General features: G+C 63.7%; 20 protein-coding genes. 6 read left to right on the top strand and 14 right to left on the bottom strand.

All coding sequences use genetic code 11. From position 1 onward, the window contains the following. Window positions 1-76 precede the first annotated feature (76 nt). From dusB to tyrS, 5 genes are all read right to left on the bottom strand, one after another. Window positions 77-1,096 (bottom strand): tRNA dihydrouridine synthase DusB, encoded by a 1,020-nt coding sequence (gene dusB / locus GWL_RS22190; protein WP_008334716.1) that lies wholly within the window; start codon window positions 1,094-1,096, stop codon window positions 77-79. 218 nt (window positions 1,097-1,314) lie between these two features. After that, the gene (locus GWL_RS22185) at window positions 1,315-1,959 is read right to left on the bottom strand and encodes a histidine phosphatase family protein (protein WP_008334715.1); all 645 of its coding nucleotides are present in this window, start codon (window positions 1,957-1,959) and stop codon (window positions 1,315-1,317) included. An 8-nt stretch (window positions 1,960-1,967) separates the two neighbouring features. Further along, on the bottom strand, window positions 1,968-2,615 hold the full coding sequence (locus GWL_RS22180; protein ID WP_008334713.1) for a YbhB/YbcL family Raf kinase inhibitor-like protein: 648 nt from the start codon (window positions 2,613-2,615) through the stop codon (window positions 1,968-1,970). An 87-nt stretch (window positions 2,616-2,702) separates the two neighbouring features. Continuing rightward, complete coding sequence (gene dtd, locus GWL_RS22175) at window positions 2,703-3,185, bottom strand: D-aminoacyl-tRNA deacylase (protein ID WP_008334709.1); 483 nt, start codon at window positions 3,183-3,185, stop codon at window positions 2,703-2,705. Window positions 3,186-3,197: 12 nt separating this feature from the next. Next, a complete protein-coding gene (tyrS, locus tag GWL_RS22170; RefSeq protein WP_008334706.1) occupies window positions 3,198-4,469 on the bottom strand; it encodes a tyrosine--tRNA ligase in 1,272 nt (423 codons plus the stop codon). A gap of 242 nt (window positions 4,470-4,711) precedes the next feature. Between tyrS and GWL_RS22165 the strand changes: the two genes are divergently transcribed. Together GWL_RS22165 and GWL_RS22160 are read left to right on the top strand one after the other, a co-directional pair. Next, a complete protein-coding gene (locus GWL_RS22165) occupies window positions 4,712-6,109 on the top strand; it encodes a M23 family metallopeptidase (RefSeq protein WP_008334704.1) in 1,398 nt (465 codons plus the stop codon). 81 nt (window positions 6,110-6,190) lie between these two features. Beyond that, complete coding sequence (locus tag GWL_RS22160; RefSeq protein ID WP_008334696.1) at window positions 6,191-7,309, top strand: anhydro-N-acetylmuramic acid kinase; 1,119 nt, start codon at window positions 6,191-6,193, stop codon at window positions 7,307-7,309. Window positions 7,310-7,452: 143 nt separating this feature from the next. On the opposite strand, the gene GWL_RS22155 is transcribed toward GWL_RS22160, so the two are convergent. The 9 genes from GWL_RS22155 to mpl form a co-directional block, all read right to left on the bottom strand. After that, window positions 7,453-7,923, bottom strand: a complete 471-nt coding sequence (locus GWL_RS22155; RefSeq protein WP_008334695.1) for a glycine zipper 2TM domain-containing protein — start codon at window positions 7,921-7,923, stop codon at window positions 7,453-7,455. Between the two features lie 125 nt (window positions 7,924-8,048). Continuing rightward, window positions 8,049-9,014: a magnesium/cobalt transporter CorA gene (gene corA / locus GWL_RS22150; RefSeq protein ID WP_008334694.1), complete on the bottom strand. Its 966-nt coding sequence runs from the start codon at window positions 9,012-9,014 to the stop codon at window positions 8,049-8,051. Between the two features lie 186 nt (window positions 9,015-9,200). Next, window positions 9,201-9,908: a monofunctional biosynthetic peptidoglycan transglycosylase gene (gene mtgA, locus GWL_RS22145; protein WP_008334693.1), complete on the bottom strand. Its 708-nt coding sequence runs from the start codon at window positions 9,906-9,908 to the stop codon at window positions 9,201-9,203. Window positions 9,909-10,039: 131 nt separating this feature from the next. After that, window positions 10,040-10,855 carry a shikimate dehydrogenase gene (gene aroE, locus GWL_RS22140; protein WP_008334692.1) on the bottom strand — a complete coding sequence of 272 codons (816 nt, stop codon included), beginning with the start codon at window positions 10,853-10,855 and terminating at the stop codon, window positions 10,040-10,042. A 101-nt stretch (window positions 10,856-10,956) separates the two neighbouring features. Next, window positions 10,957-11,838 carry a TonB C-terminal domain-containing protein gene (locus GWL_RS22135; RefSeq protein WP_008334683.1) on the bottom strand — a complete coding sequence of 294 codons (882 nt, stop codon included), beginning with the start codon at window positions 11,836-11,838 and terminating at the stop codon, window positions 10,957-10,959. A 55-nt stretch (window positions 11,839-11,893) separates the two neighbouring features. Next, the gene (locus tag GWL_RS22130; RefSeq protein ID WP_008334681.1) at window positions 11,894-13,975 is read right to left on the bottom strand and encodes an RNB domain-containing ribonuclease; all 2,082 of its coding nucleotides are present in this window, start codon (window positions 13,973-13,975) and stop codon (window positions 11,894-11,896) included. A gap of 6 nt (window positions 13,976-13,981) precedes the next feature. Then, window positions 13,982-14,596 (bottom strand): chorismate lyase, encoded by a 615-nt coding sequence (locus tag GWL_RS22125; protein ID WP_008334680.1) that lies wholly within the window; start codon window positions 14,594-14,596, stop codon window positions 13,982-13,984. Beyond that, complete coding sequence (locus GWL_RS22120; protein ID WP_008334678.1) at window positions 14,596-15,186, bottom strand: YqiA/YcfP family alpha/beta fold hydrolase; 591 nt, start codon at window positions 15,184-15,186, stop codon at window positions 14,596-14,598. Before GWL_RS22120 ends, GWL_RS22125 begins: the two co-directional genes overlap by 1 nt. Further along, window positions 15,183-16,565 carry a UDP-N-acetylmuramate:L-alanyl-gamma-D-glutamyl-meso-diaminopimelate ligase gene (gene mpl, locus GWL_RS22115; RefSeq protein WP_008334676.1) on the bottom strand — a complete coding sequence of 461 codons (1,383 nt, stop codon included), beginning with the start codon at window positions 16,563-16,565 and terminating at the stop codon, window positions 15,183-15,185. The genes GWL_RS22120 and mpl overlap by 4 nt, the downstream gene beginning before the upstream one ends. A 66-nt stretch (window positions 16,566-16,631) precedes the next feature. Here mpl and GWL_RS22110 point away from each other — a divergent pair, with 66 nt between their 5' ends. From GWL_RS22110 to accB, 4 genes are all read left to right on the top strand, one after another. After that, on the top strand, window positions 16,632-17,273 hold the full coding sequence (locus tag GWL_RS22110) for a hypothetical protein (RefSeq protein ID WP_008334675.1): 642 nt from the start codon (window positions 16,632-16,634) through the stop codon (window positions 17,271-17,273). Window positions 17,274-17,276: 3 nt separating this feature from the next. Then, window positions 17,277-17,798: a TlpA disulfide reductase family protein gene (locus GWL_RS22105; RefSeq protein WP_008334674.1), complete on the top strand. Its 522-nt coding sequence runs from the start codon at window positions 17,277-17,279 to the stop codon at window positions 17,796-17,798. A 131-nt stretch (window positions 17,799-17,929) separates the two neighbouring features. Next, window positions 17,930-18,367: a type II 3-dehydroquinate dehydratase gene (aroQ, locus tag GWL_RS22100; protein ID WP_008334673.1), complete on the top strand. Its 438-nt coding sequence runs from the start codon at window positions 17,930-17,932 to the stop codon at window positions 18,365-18,367. A 124-nt stretch (window positions 18,368-18,491) separates the two neighbouring features. Then, on the top strand, window positions 18,492-18,962 hold the full coding sequence (gene accB / locus GWL_RS22095) for an acetyl-CoA carboxylase biotin carboxyl carrier protein (protein ID WP_008334672.1): 471 nt from the start codon (window positions 18,492-18,494) through the stop codon (window positions 18,960-18,962). Window positions 18,963-19,037 lie beyond the last annotated feature (75 nt).

Here is a 19,037-nt window from a genome sequence, read left to right as displayed (position 1 = left end):
TCAATTGCGCCCGCCGTTGCCGCTCGCGCCGGCGCATCCGATACCCTGTTCCGTGGTGCTGTCCTGCCGTGTTGCTTCAGGCGGCCAGCGGCACCTCGTCGGCCAGTCCGTATTGCAGGCGATCGCCATGCACGGTCTGGTCGGCAAAGAATTGCCGTACTGCCTGCAACTGCTGGCCGCAGTCTTCGATGCGGTTCATGCTGCGGCGGAAAGTCTCACCGCCCGGCAGGTCGCGCACATACCAGCCGATGTGCTTGCGTGCCGTGCGCACGCCCAGGTAGTCGCCGTAGAAGGCGTAGTGGGCTTGCAGGTGTTCCTCCATCAGGTGCGCCACTTCGGTCACCAGCGGCGCCGGCAGGTGTTCGCCGGTACGCAGGAAATGATCGATCTCGCGGAAGATCCAGGGGCGTCCCTGGGCGGCGCGACCAACCATGACGGCATCGGCCCCGGTGATGCGCAGGACCTCGCGCGCCTTCTCGGGGGTGGTGATGTCGCCATTGGCCACCACCGGGATCGTCACGGCGGCCTTCACGGCCGCGATGGTGTCGTACTCGGCTTCACCGCTGTAGCCGTCGGCCCGGGTGCGGCCGTGCAGGGTCAGCATGGCGATACCGGCGGCTTCGGCGCGGGCGGCGATCTTGAGGGCGTTCTTGTTGGCGCGGTCCCAGCCGGTGCGAAATTTCAGCGTCACCGGCACATCTACCGCCGACACCACCGCGTCCAGGATGCGCGCCACCAGATCCTCGTCCTGCAACAGGGCCGAACCGCACCAGCTGTTGCAGACCTTCTTGACCGGGCAGCCCATGTTGATGTCGATGATCTGCGCACCGCGCTCGACGTTGTACTTGGCGCAATCGGCCAGCATGACGGGATCGGCCCCGGCGATCTGCACCGCCTTGGGTTCCATCTCGCCATCGTGGTTGATGCGGCGCGAGGTCTTCTCGCTCTGCCACAGCCGCGGATCGGACGCCGCCATTTCGGACACGGCATACCCTGCCCCCAGCTGCTTGCACAGCTGACGGAACGGACGGTCGGTCACACCCGCCATGGGGGCGACGAACACGTTGTTGCGCAGGGAATAGGGCCCAATGTTCACGACGTGGATCAGGGGGAGGTTCGAGGAAGGGCGCTATTTTAGCGCGATTGCCAGCCTCGCCCAACAAGAATCGGGCGCGGTTACATCTTTGGGGCTGATTATTTATTGGGCAGGAGGGACTGTTGGCGAAATGCCAATGTCACGTATCAGCGGACAGGAAAACCAACAAACCGCCAAGATCAAACGACCGGAAAGATACCTCCCGGCAACAGTGCAGCTCAACGATCCACCTCATCCAGCGTCTCCCGCTGGAGATGCCCGATCTCGCCCCAGGAGCGGATGTGGGCGCGTTCGCCGTCCCAGTGCAGGCGGTTCACGCTGGCATTGAAGATGTCGAAGGTGCGCGGCTGGGCGAAGCAAGTCTGGCTGGCCCAGTGATGCACGCACTCCAGCACGCCGCCATGCGTGACGATGGCCACCTTGCGATAGCGGCCCGAGGCCAGCACGCGCTGCACCGCCGCGACAGAACGTTCATAGAATTCGCGCATGGTCTCGGCGATGCGCTCACCCGCGGGATAACGAAAGTCTGGTTCGCGAGCCTTCCACTGGCGATAAGCCTCGGGATAGCGCACCTCGATCTCGGTATGGCGCAGCCCCTCGAAGGCGCCATAGCAGCGTTCGCGCAGACCGGCATCGATCTGCACCGCCAATCCCGCCACCCCCGCCACGGCCTGGGCGGTATCGCGCGCACGCTGCAGGTCGCTGGCGAAGACGGCATCGATGCCCTCTCCCGCCAGCGCCTCGCCCAGCGCCAGCACCTGACGCTGGCCGGCCTCATTCAAGCCGATGTCGATATGCCCTTGCAGGCGCTTGTCCACGTTCCAGTCGGTTTCGCCGTGGCGGATCAGCAGGATCTCGGTCATGCTTCAGTTCAGCTGCGCGGGACCGCGTTGGGGTTGAGGGTGTACAGGCCGGTGATGGAAGCCTGCTCCAGCACGTGATCACGCAATGCGGTCAGGACCACCGATCCTTCCAGGTTGCCGGCTACCGGCAGCTGTTCCACGTCCAGCGCATAGAGGGTGAAAATGTAGCGGTGCACCAGCGCATCGTTCCACGGCGGGCAGGGGCCATCATAGCCGAAGTAGTCGCCGCGCATGTCGCCGTCCCCGGCGAACCAGCCGGTGTAGTCGTTGATACCCTGGCGCGCCCCCGGCATGACCTCGCCCAGCACCGCCGGCCCCGGCTTGCCGCGTGCGGTCACGCCGTTGCTGAACTGGCCGGCCTTGATCTGGCTGACATTGGCAGGAATGTCGACCAGCGTCCAGTGATAGAAATCAACGCGCGGCAGCTCCAGCGGCACGGTCTTGCCTTCCTGGTTCACGTCGTCGCCGCGCGAAGGCACGTCAGGATCGTGCACCACCAGCGCCAGCGACTTGGTGCCGGCAGGCAGATCACTCCACGCGAAGTGCGGATTGCGATTGGAAGACAACGCCACGTGGGTCTTGGGATCCATCACCGCAAAGGCGAATTCGCCGGGGATGTTGGCACCGTCCTTGAAAGAATCGCTCCAGAATTTCATATCACCTCCTAAAAGTAAGGCCACATTCAACACGCATTACGGATCCATTTGGGGACGCGCCGCCCGGCTTCAATGCCGGGTCTGGATTTATTGAGCAAGGTTCATATCGGCAGCCGGGGCCTTGGGCTTGACCTGCAGCCAGAAGGTCACCGGACCGTCGTTGATGAGCGATACCTTCATATCGGCTCCGAAACGCCCTGTTCCGACCCGCTCCTGACCATGCCGCACGCGCGCCTGCGCCACGAAGTGATCGAACAGCTGCCGCCCGAGTTCCGGCGCCGCAGCAGGCGTGAAGGAGGGGCGCGTGCCTGAATTGGTATCGGCCGCCAGCGTGAATTGCGGGATCAGCAGCAAGCCGCCTTGCACATCGGCCACACTGCGATTCATCTTGCCGGCCTCGTCGCTGAAGACGCGATAGGCCAGCAGCTTCTTCAGGAGGGCGTCAGCTTCGGCCGGGGTGTCGTGGCGCTCGGCGCAGACCAGCACCATGAGCCCGGTGCCGATGCTGCCCAGCGTCTGGCCATCCACCACCACCGCGGCCTGGCTGACCCGCTGCAAGAGAGCGATCATGCGCGCTCCAGCTTACGCCAGGGTGACGCGGGCAAACTTGCGCTTGCCCACTTGCACCACGCACTGGCCGGCCTCGACCTTCAAACCCTTGTCGCTGATGACGGTGCCGTCGATACGCACACCGCCCTGCTCCACCATGCGCAGTGCCTCCGAGGTGGAGGCGCACAGGTTGGCCTGCTTCAACAACTGGCCGATGCCCAGCGGTGCGCCCGACAGCGAGACTTCCGGGATATCGTCCGGGATGCCGCCCTTGGAACGGTTGACAAAGTCGGCCAGCGCATCTTCGGCGGCCTGCTGCGAGTGGAAGCGGGCCACGATTTCCTGGGCCAGGGCCACCTTGATGTCACGCGGATTCTTGCCGGCTTCGACATCAGCCTTGAAGCCGGCGATCTCGGCCATGGAACGGAAAGACAGCAGCTCGTAGTAGCGCCACATCATCACGTCGGAAATGCTCATCACCTTGGCGAACATGGTGTTGGCCGGTTCGGTGATGCCGATGTAGTTGCCCTTGGACTTGGACATCTTTTCCACGCCGTCCAGACCTTCCAGGAGCGGCATGGTCAGGATGCACTGGGGCTCCTGGCCGAAGTCCTTCTGCAGCTCGCGGCCCACCAGCAGGTTGAATTTCTGGTCGGTGCCGCCCAGTTCCAGGTCCGACTTCAGGGCCACCGAGTCGTAACCCTGCATGAGCGGATAGAGGAATTCATGCACCGAAATCGGCGTACCTTCCTTGAAGCGCTTGGTGAAGTCATCACGCTCCATCATGCGCGCCACGGTGTAACGCGAAGCCAGCTGGATCATGCCGCGGCTACCCAGGGCGTCGCACCATTCGGAGTTGTAGCGGATCTCGGTCTTGCTCGGATCCAGCACGAGACTGGCCTGGGCGAAATAGGTCTTGGCGTTGACCTCGATCTGCTCGCGCGACAGCGGCGGACGGGTGGCGTTGCGACCGGACGGGTCGCCGATCATGGAGGTGAAGTCACCGATCAGGAAGATCACCTGGTGGCCCAGGTTCTGCAGCTGGCGCATCTTGTTCAACACCACGGTGTGCCCCAGGTGCAGGTCGGGCGCAGTCGGATCCAGACCCAGCTTGATGCGCAGCGGCTGGCCGCTTTGCTCGGAACGCGCCAGCTTTTGCGCGAATTCGCTTTCGATGAGCAGCTCATCGATGCCGCGCTTGGTAATGGCCAGCGCCTCCTGCACCTTGTCGGTGAGGGGCAGGCGGGAAGGGGCTGCAGACGTGGCAGCAGAAGCAGCAGCGGAGGTGGACTGATCGGCGTTCATCGATATAACTAAAAAATAGGCTTTTGTAGGACAGGACCGCTAAACCGTGTTGCTATAATTCCGACTTTCGTTTTTTCTGCCCAGCGCCAGGACGCGGCCTCAGAAGCTCAGCAGCAGAAAAAGCGTATCGACCCGTAGGCGATGTTTCGCGGGCGCAACACGGTGGGGGACAGGAAACGCCGCATTGCAGCCATACCCGCCATCCGCCACGGAAACGCCAGATTTTAACGTATTCGGTTTGCATGTTCCCACAAGATAAACTCAAGCACCTCTCGTCCCTGTGCTTCTCCGTGTTGCAGTCCTGCCACCACAAAGTCGCCGCCTCCTCGCCCAAGACCCGCATCATTGGCGCCAGCGCCCTGTTCCTGGCCGCCTTCACCATCGGTGCCGCCGGTTTCGCCCCGGCCGAGCCGGACCTGCGCGATGCCCCGGTCAACCCGATCTCCAAGGAACTGGCCCTGCCCAATCTGCAACAGCAGATCAGCGCGCTGGAAGAACGCTCGCAGTATTACGTCAACGAAGAGAAGGTCCGCAGCGGTGACACCCTGGCCACCCTGCTCAACCGTCTGGGCGTGGATGACGACGAGGCCACCGCCTTCATCAAGTCCGATACCCTGGCGCGCACGGTGATGCAGTTGCGTCCCGGCAAGCGCGTGGTGGCGCAGACCGATGACAACGGCGAGCTCGTCAAGCTCTCCGCCACCCTGGACGACGGCAGCGACACCCCCAAGAACCTGGTGATCTCGCGCCACGACGGCAAGCTCACCGCCCAGGCCCAGCCCGCCGTGCTGGAGCGCCGCGTGGAAATGCGCGCCGGCATCATCTTCTCTTCGCTCTTCGCCGCCACCGATGCGGCCCAGATCCCGGACGCCATCGCGATGCAGCTGGTGGACATGTTCGCCACCAACATCAACTTCGCCTCCGACCTGCGCCGTGGCGACCGTTTCAACGTGGTCTACGAGACCTACTACCAGAACGGTGACCTGGTGCGCACCGGCCGCGTGCTGGCCGGTGAATTCGACAATGCCGGCAACCGCTACCAGGCCGTCTGGTTCAGCGACCCGGCCAGCAAGACCGGCGGGGGCGGCTACTATGCCTTCGATGGCAAGTCGCTGAAAAAAGCCTTCCTGAAGTCGCCCCTGGCCTTCACGCGTATCTCTTCCGGTTTCTCGATGCGCCTGCATCCCATCCTCGGCAAGTGGAAGCAGCACACCGGCGTGGACTTTGCCGCGCCGACCGGTACCCCCATCCATGCCGCAGCCGACGGTGTGATCGATTTCGTCGGCCAGCAGAATGGCTACGGCAACATCGTCGTCATCAAGCACTGGGGCGGCTACTCCACCGCCTACGGTCACATGAGCCGTTTCGCGCCCAACATCAAGAAGGGCATGAAGGTCAGCCAGAATGACGTGATCGGCTTCGTCGGCATGACCGGCTGGGCCACCGGCCCGCACCTGCATTACGAGTTCCGCGTCAACAACCAGCCGCGCAATCCGCTGTCGGTGGACGTGCCCAACACCCAGGCCCTGACGGGACCGCAAATGCAGCGCTTCCGTGCCGTGGCGGCCGAGATGCAGCATCGCATGGCCATGCTGCGTGTGCCGGGTGCGCCCGATGTGAAGCTGGCGACCATCAAATAAGCCGGGGCTGTCCGATATCCCCTGCCAGGGCGGCGCTGTAGAATCAGCGGCCGCCCTTTTCTTTTTCTGCCCTTGCCCGCCATGAACGATTCTTCCCAGTTGTATATCGGCCTGATGTCCGGCACCAGTCTCGACGGTGTCGATGGCGTGCTGGCCGCCTTCGACGGCCAGGCCGTGTCGGCCACGCTGGCAGCAGCCTACGTACCCTTCCCCGCACATCTGCGCGCCGACCTGATGGCCCTGCAAGCCGCCGGCCCCAACGAGATCGAGCGCGAAGCCCTGGCCGCCAATGCGCTGGCAGTGCATTACGCCGACTGCGTGGCGCAACTGCTGCTGCAGGCCGGCAAATCGGCAGCCGATGTGCGCATGGTGGGGGTGCATGGACAGACCATCCGCCATCGTCCCGAACTGGGGTTCACGCGCCAGAGCAACAATGCCGCCCTGCTGGCCGAACTGTGCGCCATCGATGTGGTCGCCGATTTCCGCAGCCGCGACGTCGCCGCCGGTGGCCAGGGCGCACCGCTGGTACCAGCCTTCCATCGCGCCCTCTTCGGTGATGCGACCCAGTCGCGGGTGGTGGTCAACATCGGCGGTATCGCCAACATCAGCATCCTGCCGGCCGATGAAGAAGGGGCTTACGGTTTCGATACCGGTCCCGGCAATGCGCTCATGGATGGCTGGATCCATCTGCACCAGCAACGCCCCTACGACGCCAATGGTCACTGGGGCGCCTCCGGCCAGGTCCATGCGGGACTGCTGGCGCAATTGCGCGATGAAGACTTCTTCCGCGCAGCACCGCCCAAGAGTTCCGGACGCGACCTGTTCCACCTGGACTGGCTGCAGGCAGCGCTGCTGCGCACCGGCGCAGCGCTCGCCCCGGAAGATGTGCAGGCCACCCTGGCCATGCTCACCGCCAGCACCATTGCCGAGGCCATCCTGGCCCATGCGCCTGCGGCCCGACAGGTCTATGTCTGCGGAGGCGGCGCCGAGAATGCCCTGCTGATGCGCTTGTTGCAGCAGCAGTTGCAGGACCGTGCGATCGTGCAGTCGACGGCAGTACTGGGCGTGGCCCCGCAACATGTGGAAGCGCTGGCTTTCGCCTGGCTGGCGCGCCGCTTCGACCTGCGACTGCCGGGCAATCTGCCGGCAGTGACCGGCGCGCGCGGCTTGCGGGTACTGGGTGCGCTCTACCCGGCCTGAACCGATATCGCAGAAACGACGAAGCCGTCCGGTGCAGCATCGGACGGCTTCGTTTTATTATTTATTCTATTTTTCATTTTTTATTTTATTTCGATACCGATCAGTTCGGTATCAAAATAAAAATCGCAATTTGCAATTTGCAATTAGTAACGGCTGATACGACCGTTATCCAGTCGCACGCGGTCGCCCACGCGGAAGTCGGTATTGTCTTCCTGCGCAAAGGTCTGCAAGGAACCGTCACTCATGCGCACGCGGATGTTGTAGACCGGATGAGCTGCAGCGCTGTTGCGTTGGACCTGGTTACCCGCATATGCGCCACCGGCTGCACCGGCTACGGTCGCCAGCACACGGCCGGTGCCGCCACCTACCGCGTTGCCCAGCAAACCACCCGCCACGCCACCCACCACTGCACCGGCCACGCCGCTGCTTTCCTTGTGGGTGACTTCGATGGCTTCCACCACGCCGGTACCGGAATAGGCTGCCACCCGTTCATAGTTCTGCGAGGTGGGCGCAGCGCCGTAAGGCGCTTGCTGCGGACTGGCGCAGCCGATCAGCAGGCCGGCGAAACTGGCGCTGACCACGGCCAGCGAAACATAATGATGACGGATGGACATGCGATTCTCCTGTGCGGCAATGCGATGGATAGTGTGCACAGTGTGCCGCGCCTGGTGCGCGCGCGGCATCGGAGAAGCCCGGCAATGCGTGTCGGAAGAATGAGGACGTCGCCGTCAGCAGACAGTCAATTGAGCCAGCCGCGCCGACGGAAATACCAGAACGGCGCAATGGCCGACCCCACCATCAGAAGGATGGCCAGGGGATAACCGACCACCCAGTCGAGTTCGGGCATGACCCGGAAGTTCATGCCGTAGATGCTGGCAATCAGCGTGGGGGGCAGGAAGGCCACCGAGGCCACCGAGAAGATCTTGATGATCTTGTTCTGGTTGATGTTGATGAAGCCGACCGTGGCATCCATCAGGAAGTTGATCTTGTCGAAGAGGAAGGCGGTGTGACCATCCAGGGATTCGATGTCGCGCAGGATCTGGCGCGCATCCTCGAACTGCTCCGAACTCAGCAGACGCCCGCGCATCAGGAAGCTGACCGCGCGGCGCGTATCCATCATGTTGCGGCGGATGCGGCCGTTCAAGTCTTCTTCGTGGGCGATGGTGTTGAGCACATCGGCGGCGGCCTGGTCGGAGAGGCTTTTCTTCAACACGCTGGTACTGACCGCTTCGAGCTTCTGGTAGATGCCTTCGAGGGCATCGGCGGAGTATTCGGCATCGGTCTCGTAGAGATCGAGCAGCACGTCGCGATAGTCGCCGATGGAACCGGGCCGCGAGCGCGCGCGCATGCGCACCAGGCGGAACACCGGCAGGTCTTCGGCGTGCACCGAGAAGAGGATGTTGCGCGCCAGGATGAAAGCCACCGTCATGGTGGAGGACGAATCATCATCCCCTTCGAAGAGGAAGTCGGTGCGCAGATGCAGGTCGCCGTTCTCGGCCTCGAAGTAACGGGCCGAGGCTTCGATGTCGCTGAATTCATCCTCGTCGGGCAGGGTCACGCCATAGATGCTCTTGACCCAGGCGCGCTCTTCGTCATTGGGTTCGGTCAGGTCCACCCAGACCGGCGCGGCCTGTTCCAGGTCGGTGCGGCTGTCGATGTTGACCTGACTCAGCCGTCCGTTTTGCAACACGAATACATTGATCATGGGTTCTCGCTCGGTGGAACGCGGGTGAAGTGCGGGCAGCCCGTGGCGACAGGCGCGAAACGTGCGCAAGTGTACGTTCAAGCCCCGCGCCAGGCAAGCGCCAATCCAGCGCCGACGACACGGCCGTGCTCGCCAGGGCGCACTGTCATACGGCGGTCATCTGGCTGCGGCAGCAGCGCGATCACTTCACTTGTGCGCAGGCGGCAGCGTGGCCGCATTCATGCGACGCAGGATCAGGCTGGTACGCACCGCCAGGTAGCCGGAGCCGCGATTGCGGTCATAGTAGCGCGGACGCGGCAACATCACCGCCAGCCGCGCAGCCTGCTCCGGGCCGAGACTGGCGGCACTGATGTGATAGTAATGCTGGGCCGCCGCCTCGGCGCCGAAGACACCGTTGCCCCATTCCACCACGTTGAGGTAGATCTCGAAGATGCGCTGCTTGTCCAGCAGGAATTCCAGCATGTAGGTGATGATGAATTCCTGGCCCTTGCGCAGGTAGCTGCGCTCGCCCGAGAGGAACAGGTTCTTGGCCAGCTGCTGGGTGATGGTCGACCCACCGGCCACCACGCGGCCTTTCTTCTCATTCTTTTCGTAGGCCCGTTGCAAGGCGTCCCAGTCGATACCGTCATGCTCGGAGAAATTGGAGTCCTCGGAAGCGATGATGGCGCGCTTGAGATTGTTGGAGATGCGCGCGTAAGGCACCCAGCGCAATTGCAACTGGGCTTTCGGATCCTTCTCGCGCAGCAGCGACAATTGCTGGCGCATGAAACTGGTGGACTCGGGATTGTGATCCTTCCACCACCAGATCTGCACGAAGAAGTACATCTGCAGCAGCAATACCAGTGCAATGGGCAGGACGATGATCCAGAAGAGCAGCTTGCGTAGCGATTTCATGTGCCTGTTGTTGTTCTGTTGCCGTGTTGCGTCGATCCGGGAAATTGTGTCATGGCAGGGTCATGCAGAGCTGCAATCCAGCAGTCCTGTGGTCCTGCAGTCTTCTACAGGAGCAGAGGACTATCCTGCCCTCATTGCGACAACTGCTGGCGCAGGCTGGCAAACACCTCGGCGGTGGCCGGTCGCACGCCGCGCCAGAGCTGGAAGGCTTCGGCTGCCTGCTCGACCAGCATGCCCAGGCCATCGCGCACACTGGCACCATGTTGCTGTGCGCTCTGCATGAATACCGTGGGCTGGCGACCATACATCATGTCGTAGGCCAGGGTCTCGCCACCATAGACCGACACCGGCAACGGCGGCAGGTCATCGGACAGGCTGGCCGAGGTGGCATTGATGATGACATCGAACACGCCCCCCAGTTCGGCATAGGCGGCACTGGTGATGGGCCCGTATTCGGCAAACTGCTGCGCCAGCTCGTCGGCCCTGGATTGGGTGCGGTTGACGATCACCAGCTGCGCCGGTCGCTGCTGCAGCAGGGGCAGCAAGGCCCCGCGCGAGGCTCCCCCGGCGCCCAGCAAGAGCACACGACGCCCTGCCAGGGCCTGGCCGGCATTGACCATGATGTCGGTGACCAGGCCGGCACCATCGGTGTTGTCCCCGAGGATGCGTCCGCCCTCGAACTTGAGGGTATTGACCGCCCCCGCCAGGCGCGCGCGCTCGGTCAATTGATCGGCCAGGGCATGTGCCTCCAGCTTGAAGGGTACGGTGACGTTGGCGCCGCGCCCGCCGCGCCGCCGGAACACCTGCACCGCCACCGTGAAACCGTGCAGCGGCGCCAGCAGGCGCTCGTAGTGCAGCGACTGGCCGGTCTGGGCAGCGAACTGCGCATGGATCTCGGGCGACTTGCTGTGGGCAATCGGATTGCCGATGACGACGTATTCATCCATGGTGATGGACCTGCTCCCTCGTTGTATGTTGTTCGCTCTTCTTGGCCGGCATGGGCGGGTATTGGAGACTGCGGCCCCGGTCGGCTGCGTCGCCGACGATATCAGCCGGCACCCAGCTGTGCCTGCACACCCTCGTCGCGGGTGAAACGGAAGGTCACGATGACTTCCCACACGTCATCCTTGCCGTTGGTACGCATGTTGTCCGGAAAGCGGCCAAACGGTGCCGAACGCCGCACGATGGCCACTGCCGCCTGGTCCAGTGCGGCATTGCCGGAACTGGTGCGCACCAGCACGCCGCCATCGCGCTCGTAGATGCTGCCATCCTGGAAGACAGGGATCACCACCAGCAATTCACCGTAGAGCTTCTTGCCGTCGCGGGTCGGGAAGTTCAGGGTGCCGACCTTTTCTATCTTGTCCTGCAGGGCCTTGAAGTAGCGGGCATAGCCGACTTCACGGGTGCTGGGCGTGATCTGTGTCTTCTTCGGACGCTTGTTGTATTGCTCGATGTCCCTGGCCAGTTCCGCTTCCATGCGCGCCATGGCCCGGGCGGTCTCGGTCAGGTCGCGCGCCTCGGGCTGGGGCGCGGCCACCGGCTTGTGCTGCTCGGCGCTGGCCACGTGCTGCCTTGCCTCCCGCAACTGGGCCAGCATCTTGCGCTGCTCCTGTTCCAGTTCGGCCACCTTGCGCTGCGCGGCCTTGACGCTGTCACCGCTCTGCACGTGCTGCATGTCCGGCAGCGGCGACCTGGCACGGCCCTTCTCGGCATTGCCGCCGCCATCCAGATTGGCCTGCGCCAGCGCCTGGGCGTTGACCGGCTTCTTGTCATGCTTGGCGTTGACCAGGATGACTTCCAGTTCCGGGTCCGACGGTTTGAAGCGGAAGGCGTCGGGCGCGGCGAAGTGCACGGCCAGCAGCAGGCCATGCACCAGCAGCGAAATTCCGAGCGCCAGGCTCAGCAGACGGTGTTGGGCAAACAGATTCACAGCAGATGGGGAGCAACGACGATATTCACAGCGCCAATTCTACGCCAGCACCGCGTCATTGGGCCGCCTGGGCGGACGGGTTTTCACCCGCGTCGGCCAGGTGATCGGGCTCATCCTCCTGCGCCGGATCGGGTTCGGCGGCAGCGTCTTCGTCCTGCGCTTCGCCGCCCATGGCGGCCATGCCTTCGAGCAACTCCTCGTCGTCTTCGCCCAGATCGTTGTCCAGGGTCTGGGCGGCGGTCGGCACTTCCAGCAGGCGCGCTTCCACGGTCAGGTCGACTTCATCCCAGCGCAGCAGGTCCAGCTTGACCTGCAGGCCGCGCGCCAGCTGCGGCAGGCCGGGCATGCGCAGCACCAGCGGAATCTCGACCAGGCGCAGGATTTCATCCTTCAACACCACCGCTTCCACGGTACGGGCATTTTCCTGGGCCAGCCAGCGCAGACACCAGTAGCGTTCCATGGTGGACTGGAAATCGGCATAACCGGAATACGCCGCATCGAAGCCCGAGACGATGGCGAACAGATCGGCATCACGCGGCTTGAAGGGCGCCACCAGCGGCGCGGTCACGCCATGTTCGATGCAGGCCAGGATCTGCCACTGGTTGACCAGGTCGGTATAGCGGCGCAGGGGCGATGTGCTCCACGCATATTGGTCCACACCCAGCCCCTGGTGAGGCGCAGCGTGCGTGACCATGCGCACCTGCATCTTGGCCGCCCAGCCGCCTGCCCCGCCGCCTTGCGCGCGGTAGATGCCGGGGACGCCATGATCGGCCATGAGCTTGCCCCAGGTGCTGTTGGCAAAGATCATCAGCTCGGCCACGATCTTGTCGAGCGGCGCGCCACGGCGACGGCGCACGATGCTCACCACATCGTTCTCGACGTAGAAGTTGAAGTCGACGCGGTTGTTCTGTTCCGGACGCAGCCCGAAACTCTCGCGCTTGGCCATGCGCCCCTGTTCCAGCAACTGCACCCACTGCCACAGCAGGGCGATCTCGTCCTTGTGCGGATACTCGCCACGATTTTCGGCCAGGGCTTCCTCGGTGACCAGCTCGTCGAGGTCGTTGTGGCGCAGGTTGGCGGCGATCGGCACCCGCTCGGCGCGGGTCTCGGTGGCCAGCACTTCCCAGTTGGCCGCATCCAGCGTGGCGTACAGCGACAAGGCCGGACGGGCGGCGCCGGCATCGAGCGTATAGGCGGCCACCAGGTCGTCGGGCAGCATGGTGATCTTTTCGCCCGGCATGTAGACGGTGGACATGCGCGCGCGCGCAAGCGCATCGATGGCGTCGCCGCGCTTGATGGCCAGGCCGGGGGCGGCAATGTGGATGCCCACGCGCAGCTTGCCATCCGGCAGGCGGGTGACCGACAGCGCGTCATCGATTTCGGTAGTGGTCACGTCATCGATGGAGAAAGCCTGCACGTCAGCCAGTGGCAGATCGGTGGTAGCGGGGGGAATCTCGATGGCCGGAAAACCGGTGCCACGCGGGAAGAATTCGTAGAGGAAGCGCGCGTAATGCAGATCCTTGGGCGAGGCCACCCCACCGGCGGCCAGCATCAGGCGTTGCGGGGTGGTCTGCAATTCCTTGGCGGCGGCGTCCAGGGCCTTGAATTCGATGCCGTTCTTGTCCGGCTTGAAGAGCAGTTGCAGGGCGATGGGGCGGAAAGCTTCGGGTAGCTTGTGCGCCTTGAGTTCTTCCACATACACGGCTTGTGCGGCCAGTTGCTGCTTCTTCTTTTCCAGCCCGGCCAGCGCGGCCTGCAACGAGGCTTGCGGGGCGGCCTTGTAGCGGCCACGCCCCTTCTTGTAGAAATAGATCGGCGCGCGATGCAGGCACAGCAGCAAGCCGGCCGCTTCCGGCGGCAGCGGGGCATGACCAAAGTACTCGGCGGCCAGATCGGTGAAGCCGAACTCTTCTTCGCCGGCCACTTCCCACAGGAAATCCAGGTCGACTTCGTCAGCGATGGCCTGGGCCTGCTGCATCAGCTCGGCCGGGGAAGGGGCAGCGAATTGCAGCAGTGCATCGCGCGACTTGACCTTGGCGCGCTTGCCGGAGGCCATCTCGACCTGGTAGGACTCGCCCTGCTGGGTCATGATGGAGCCGGCCTTGAAGTCGCCGGATTCTTCGAACAATAAATTCATCTGCTTCTATCGCTTTTCAATCGCTACGTGGGCCGGCCGAGGACGCATCAGCACTTCCAGGGCCGGCAGGAAAACATCGGTGACCATCAGTACGCCGCCGCGCCGGGTAAACAGGGAGCGGCGCGCGAGCAAGGTGGTCGGCAATTCGGTCTCGGGCAGGGCCTGCGCAATGCGACGCATCAGCGGATGGCCGGCGCACAGCCGAGCATACTGGATGGGACTGCGCCCGACCAGCGGATCAAAGAACAAGTTGGCGCCCAGCGGGGTGGTACCCAGCTTGCTGAAAAAAGGCCAGTCGGACTTGACCGAGCCGGTGGACAGGATCGTGTGCCCGAACACCAGCGGCTGCCCGTCACCCAGCAAGATCACATCGCGCTCCACCACGCGGCTGCGGGGCGATATGCACAAGGCTTCATGCTCATCGGCCAGGATGCGGCCCGGACGCTGACGCAGCAGGCGCACACTGAAGCTTTCTGTCCGTTTCCTGAGTTTCAGCGTCATGGAACCCGGGTCCGCCAACCAGGACCAGGTGCGCCGCATCAGCTCGCCATCGGCGGCCAACAGCCCCGCCAATGCCTGCGGATGCGCCATCCAGCGCGCCTTGCGCACGGCATGCGGCATCAACGCACCGCCTTGCCGGATACATCCACACCGCAGAAGGCCAGCACCTCGTCGAGATGGTCAGCAAACTCGGCCATGCCGTGATCGCTGCCCTCGATGACGGTCTGGCGGGCACCGGGGTAATGGGCCACCATCTCGCGCCAGTCCAGCACTTCGTCGCCGGTGGCCGCCAGCAGGAAATAGCGCTCGGGGCGCGTGATGGCCGGTACGGCCAGGGCCAGCAGCTCGGCGATGTACTCGCGCTTGAATTCGAAGGGCTCGTCGGAGTGATACTGCGTGCTCACGCCGACATAGGATTCCAGGTCGCGCGGCGGCTTGACCGCCGGGTTGACCAGCACCGCCCGGCAGCCGGTATGCTCGGCCAGCCAGGTGGCGTAATAGCCGCCCAGGGAAGAGCCGACCACGGTCAGCCGCGCCGGGTCCACGCCGGCCACCAGCGCGCCGGCCAGGGCGATGGCGCCGGCCGGTGACGCCGGCAGTTGCGGGCAGACGTAGTGGTCCTGCAATCCCAGCGCGGCCATGCGCTGCCCCATCACACGCGCCTTGAAGGACTGCGGCGAGGAACGAAAGCCGTGCAGGTACAGGATCATGCCAGCGCGTCCAGCAGTTTCTGGTGCACACCGCCGAAGCCGCCATTGCTCATCACCAGCACGTGGTCACCCGGCTGCGCGGCGGCCTTGACGGCTTGCACCAGCGCATCCAGATCGTCGAAGGCAGAGGCTTTCTGCCCCAGCGGCGCCAGCGCCTCGGCCAGATCCCAACCCAGCGCATCGCGCCCGGACCGGGCGCCGAAACCGAAGACCAGGTCAGCATCCACCAGGCTGCCCGGCAGGGCCTCTTTCATCGTGCCCAGCTTCATGGTGTTGGAACGCGGCTCCAGCACCGCCAGGATGCGGGCCGCGCCGACCTTCTTGCGCAGACCGGCCACGGTGGTGGCAATCGCGGTCGGATGATGGGCGAAATCGTCATACACGGCCACTCCGTTGGCGCTGCCGCGCAGCTCCATGCGCCGCTTGACATTCTGGAACGCGCCCAGGGCCGCGATAGCCTGGGCCGCCGGTACGCCCACGTGACGCGCGGCGGCAATGGCGGCCAGCGCATTCATGCGATTGTGTTCACCGGTCAGGGTCCAGTCCACCGTTCCCTGTGACTGGCCTTCGAAGAAGACCTCGAAACGGCCATCGTCGTGGGTCTGCAGCGACCAGCCGGGCTGGCCTGCGGCCACGCCAAAATCTTCACGTTCGCTCCAGCAGCCGCGCGCCAGCACGCGCTGCAACGCGGCTTCACGGCCATTGACGATGACCCGGCCGATCCCGGGCACGGTACGCACCAGATGGTGGAATTGCGTCTCGATGGCGGCCAGATCGGGGAAGATGTCGGCGTGATCGTATTCCAGGTTGTTGAGCACGGCGGTGCGGCTGCGGTAGTGCACGAACTTGCTGCGCTTGTCGAAGAAGGCGGTGTCGTACTCGTCGGCCTCGATGACGAAGAAGGGTGAAGGTCCACCGTGACCATCGCTGCCCAGGCGTGCCGAGATGCCGAAGTTCATCGGTACCCCGCCGATCAGGAAGCCGGGCTGGTAACCTGCGTGCTCCAGCACCCAGGCCAGCATGGCCGAGGTGGTGGTCTTGCCATGCGTGCCGGCCACCGACAGGACCCATTTGTTCTGCAGGATGTTCTCGCCCATCCATTGCGGCCCGGACACATAGGGCAGGCCGCGGTTGAGGATCTCTTCCATCAGCGGGTTGCCGCGCGAGACGACATTGCCGATCACGAACAGGTCCGGCTGGATGTCCACCTGGGACGGCTCGAAACCCTGGGTCAGGGTGATGCCCTGGGCTTCCAGTTGCGTGCTCATGGGGGGATAGACGTTGGCGTCGCAGCCGGTCACGGTATGGCCAGCCTCTTTGGCCAGCACGGCCAGGCCGCCCATGAAGGTGCCACAGATGCCGAGGATGTGTATGTGCATAGCGAATCTTGGGGTGTAATCCCGCGATTTTACCTGAGGCGGCGGGTGCACCCGCTAACGAGTATGATGTCGGCCATGTCTGAATTCGAATTCACTTCCCCTACCGAGCAGCTGCGCGCCGAAATCGCCGCGGCCGCCGCTCGCATGATCGCCGAAGACGGTGCCGACTACGGCAGCGCCAAGCGCAAGGCCGCCAGACAGATCCTGGGCAACCAGAAGGTGCGCGGCGAGATCATGCCGGATAACGAACAGATCGAAGAAGAAGTGCGCATCTACAACGAACTCTTCTTTGCCGACACGCAACCGGCGCGCCTCTTGCACCTGCGCCAGGTGGCCCTGCAACTGATGCAGGACCTGCAACAGTTCAATCCTTATATTACCGGCGCGGTGTGGAATGGCACGGCAGGTGAACATTCTGACATCCACTTGCAGCTGTTCTCCCCCAGTGCCAAGGATGTCGAGATCTTCCTGCTGAACAAGAATGTGAACTTCGAGGTCGGGGAGACCAGCCACTTCCGCACCGGCCAGGCCGTGGAGACCCTGAGCTTCCTGCTGCCCCAGCGCGGCGCCGACCCCGAACTGGCCCATCTGGCCCTGTATGACCAAGACGATCTGCGCGGCAGCCTCCGTGCGGCGCCCGGCAAACGCCCCGAGCGCGGCGATGCGGCTGCGCTGGCCAATCTGATCGACGCCCCCTCCGAGGACTGACTCATGACGAAGCTGAAAAATATCATCCTGTTGGCCGTAGTTGCGGCCGTTTGCGTGGGCGTTGGCGTCTATGTCGGCCATCGCACCAACCCGCCCGTCTCGCCGGAGACCCAGGCGCTCAACACGCTGTTGTCGCAATCGATGCCGGATGCCAGCGGGCAGACGCAGTCGCTGGCGCAGTACAAGGGCAAGCCCCTGATCGTGAACTTCTGGGCCACCTGGTGCGGCCCCTGCGTGGAAGAAATGCCGGAGCTGACGGCCTTGCAGCAGGAAATCGCGCCGGTGCAAATTCTCGGAATTGGCGTCGATAGTCAGGAAAATATCGCCAAGTTTGCGCAAAAGTACCAAATCCGCTATCCTCTCTTCGTTGCCGGAACCGGCGCCACCGATTTGCTGCGGCAATTCGGCAATCAGGCGGGCGGTCTTCCGTTCACCGCTCTGGTGGGCAAGGACGGCAACGTCAAGAAGGTCTACCTGGGCCGCATCAAGTTCGATGAACTGCGCGCCGACCTGGCACAGCTCTGATCCTGGAGTCACCTGCGAGGCCACCTGGCCGCCGTGCCAAACGCAAATCCGTGAAAAGAAAGTTTTTCTTGCCAAATGATGGTATTTGACGGCAAAATGCGCGCATCGTCGTCAAACGGAGCTTAATCTCCATGGCAAAACAGCTACTCCTGCTCAATGGTCCGAACCTCAATCTGCTCGGAACCCGGGAGCCGGAAGTCTACGGATCGACCACGCTGGCCGATATCGAACAGCGTGCACAAGAACAGGCCCGCGCCGCCGGGGCGCACCTGGCGAGCTTCCAGAGCAATCACGAAGGCGCCCTGATCGACCGCATCCACCAGGCGCGCCTGGAGGGGGTCGATGGCATCATCATCAACCCGGGCGGACTCACGCATACCAGCGTGGCCCTGCGCGATGCGCTGGCCGGCGTGGCCATTCCCTTCGTGGAACTGCATATCTCCAATGTGCACCAGCGCGAGGAGTTCCGGCATTTTTCCTACCTGTCCGGCATCGCCCGGGCAGTCCTGTGCGGCTTCGGGGTGGACGGTTATCGCATGGCCGTCGACTACTGGCTGCGTCAATCCTGACGGCGGGCTGCCCCCGCTTCGAACGGATCGCTTCACGTACTGCAAGACCCAGACTGAACCCGCCGGACGCGACAGAGCGCCGGCGCTTCGTTAACACTACTTATCTACATTCCGAGGGATTCAAATGGATTTACGAAAACTCAAGACGCTCATCGACCTGGTTGCTGAATCGGCCATCGAAGAGCTGGAAGTCACCGAAGGTGAAAGCAAGGTCCGCATCGTCAAGTCTTCCCCGAATGCCCAGAACCAGGTGGTGATGGTGCCGCAACAGCAGGCCTACGCGCCGGCCGCCGCCCCCGTGGCCGCTGCCGCGCCTGCTGCGGCCCCCGCTGCCGCACCGGCGGCCCCGGCCGTGCCGGAAGGCCATATCGTCAAGTCGCCCATGGTCGGCACCTTCTACCGTTCCTCGGCACCGGGCGCACCGGCTTTCGTCGAAGTGGGCAAGGAAGTCAAGGAAGGCGATACCCTGTGCATCATCGAAGCCATGAAGCTGCTCAACGAAATCGACGCCGACAAGGGTGGCGTGGTCAAGCAGATCCTGGTGGAAAACGGCCAGGCCGTCGAGTTCGGCCAACCGCTGTTCGTGCTGGGCTGATTCCCGCCACAGCAGTCCCTGGCCTGGCAGCAACGGCTGCCGCGGCCCGGCTCCGGAACCTATAACGCTTGAACC

The sequence above is a fragment of the Herbaspirillum sp. GW103 genome (assembly GCF_000261365.1).
In the GTDB taxonomy this organism is placed as follows: domain Bacteria; phylum Pseudomonadota; class Gammaproteobacteria; order Burkholderiales; family Burkholderiaceae_D; genus Herbaspirillum.
Note: the sequence above shows the minus strand (reverse complement) of the source record. Positions and strands in the feature narration are given on the sequence as shown.

What these genes read in the sequence shown, in the direction of transcription:
- GWL_RS22125 (WP_008334680.1), bottom strand. Translation starts at nt 14,596, where the DNA reads ATGCCGCATGCCGTGCGCAAGGCGCGCTGGATGGCGCATCCGCAGGCA.
- GWL_RS22185 (WP_008334715.1), bottom strand. Translation starts at nt 1,959, where the DNA reads ATGACCGAGATCCTGCTGATCCGCCACGGCGAAACCGACTGGAACGTG.
- GWL_RS22120 (WP_008334678.1), bottom strand. Translation starts at nt 15,186, where the DNA reads ATGATCCTGTACCTGCACGGCTTTCGTTCCTCGCCGCAGTCCTTCAAG.
- GWL_RS22180 (WP_008334713.1), bottom strand. Translation starts at nt 2,615, where the DNA reads ATGAAATTCTGGAGCGATTCTTTCAAGGACGGTGCCAACATCCCCGGC.
- corA (WP_008334694.1), bottom strand. Translation starts at nt 9,014, where the DNA reads ATGATCAATGTATTCGTGTTGCAAAACGGACGGCTGAGTCAGGTCAAC.
- mpl (WP_008334676.1), bottom strand. Translation starts at nt 16,565, where the DNA reads ATGCACATACACATCCTCGGCATCTGTGGCACCTTCATGGGCGGCCTG.
- accB (WP_008334672.1), top strand. Translation starts at nt 18,492, where the DNA reads ATGGATTTACGAAAACTCAAGACGCTCATCGACCTGGTTGCTGAATCG.
- aroQ (WP_008334673.1), top strand. Translation starts at nt 17,930, where the DNA reads ATGGCAAAACAGCTACTCCTGCTCAATGGTCCGAACCTCAATCTGCTC.
- tyrS (WP_008334706.1), bottom strand. Translation starts at nt 4,469, where the DNA reads ATGAACGCCGATCAGTCCACCTCCGCTGCTGCTTCTGCTGCCACGTCT.
- GWL_RS22155 (WP_008334695.1), bottom strand. Translation starts at nt 7,923, where the DNA reads ATGTCCATCCGTCATCATTATGTTTCGCTGGCCGTGGTCAGCGCCAGT.
- dtd (WP_008334709.1), bottom strand. Translation starts at nt 3,185, where the DNA reads ATGATCGCTCTCTTGCAGCGGGTCAGCCAGGCCGCGGTGGTGGTGGAT.
- mtgA (WP_008334693.1), bottom strand. Translation starts at nt 9,908, where the DNA reads ATGAAATCGCTACGCAAGCTGCTCTTCTGGATCATCGTCCTGCCCATT.
- GWL_RS22160 (WP_008334696.1), top strand. Translation starts at nt 6,191, where the DNA reads ATGAACGATTCTTCCCAGTTGTATATCGGCCTGATGTCCGGCACCAGT.
- GWL_RS22165 (WP_008334704.1), top strand. Translation starts at nt 4,712, where the DNA reads ATGTTCCCACAAGATAAACTCAAGCACCTCTCGTCCCTGTGCTTCTCC.
- GWL_RS22110 (WP_008334675.1), top strand. Translation starts at nt 16,632, where the DNA reads ATGTCGGCCATGTCTGAATTCGAATTCACTTCCCCTACCGAGCAGCTG.
- aroE (WP_008334692.1), bottom strand. Translation starts at nt 10,855, where the DNA reads ATGGATGAATACGTCGTCATCGGCAATCCGATTGCCCACAGCAAGTCG.
- GWL_RS22105 (WP_008334674.1), top strand. Translation starts at nt 17,277, where the DNA reads ATGACGAAGCTGAAAAATATCATCCTGTTGGCCGTAGTTGCGGCCGTT.
- GWL_RS22130 (WP_008334681.1), bottom strand. Translation starts at nt 13,975, where the DNA reads ATGAATTTATTGTTCGAAGAATCCGGCGACTTCAAGGCCGGCTCCATC.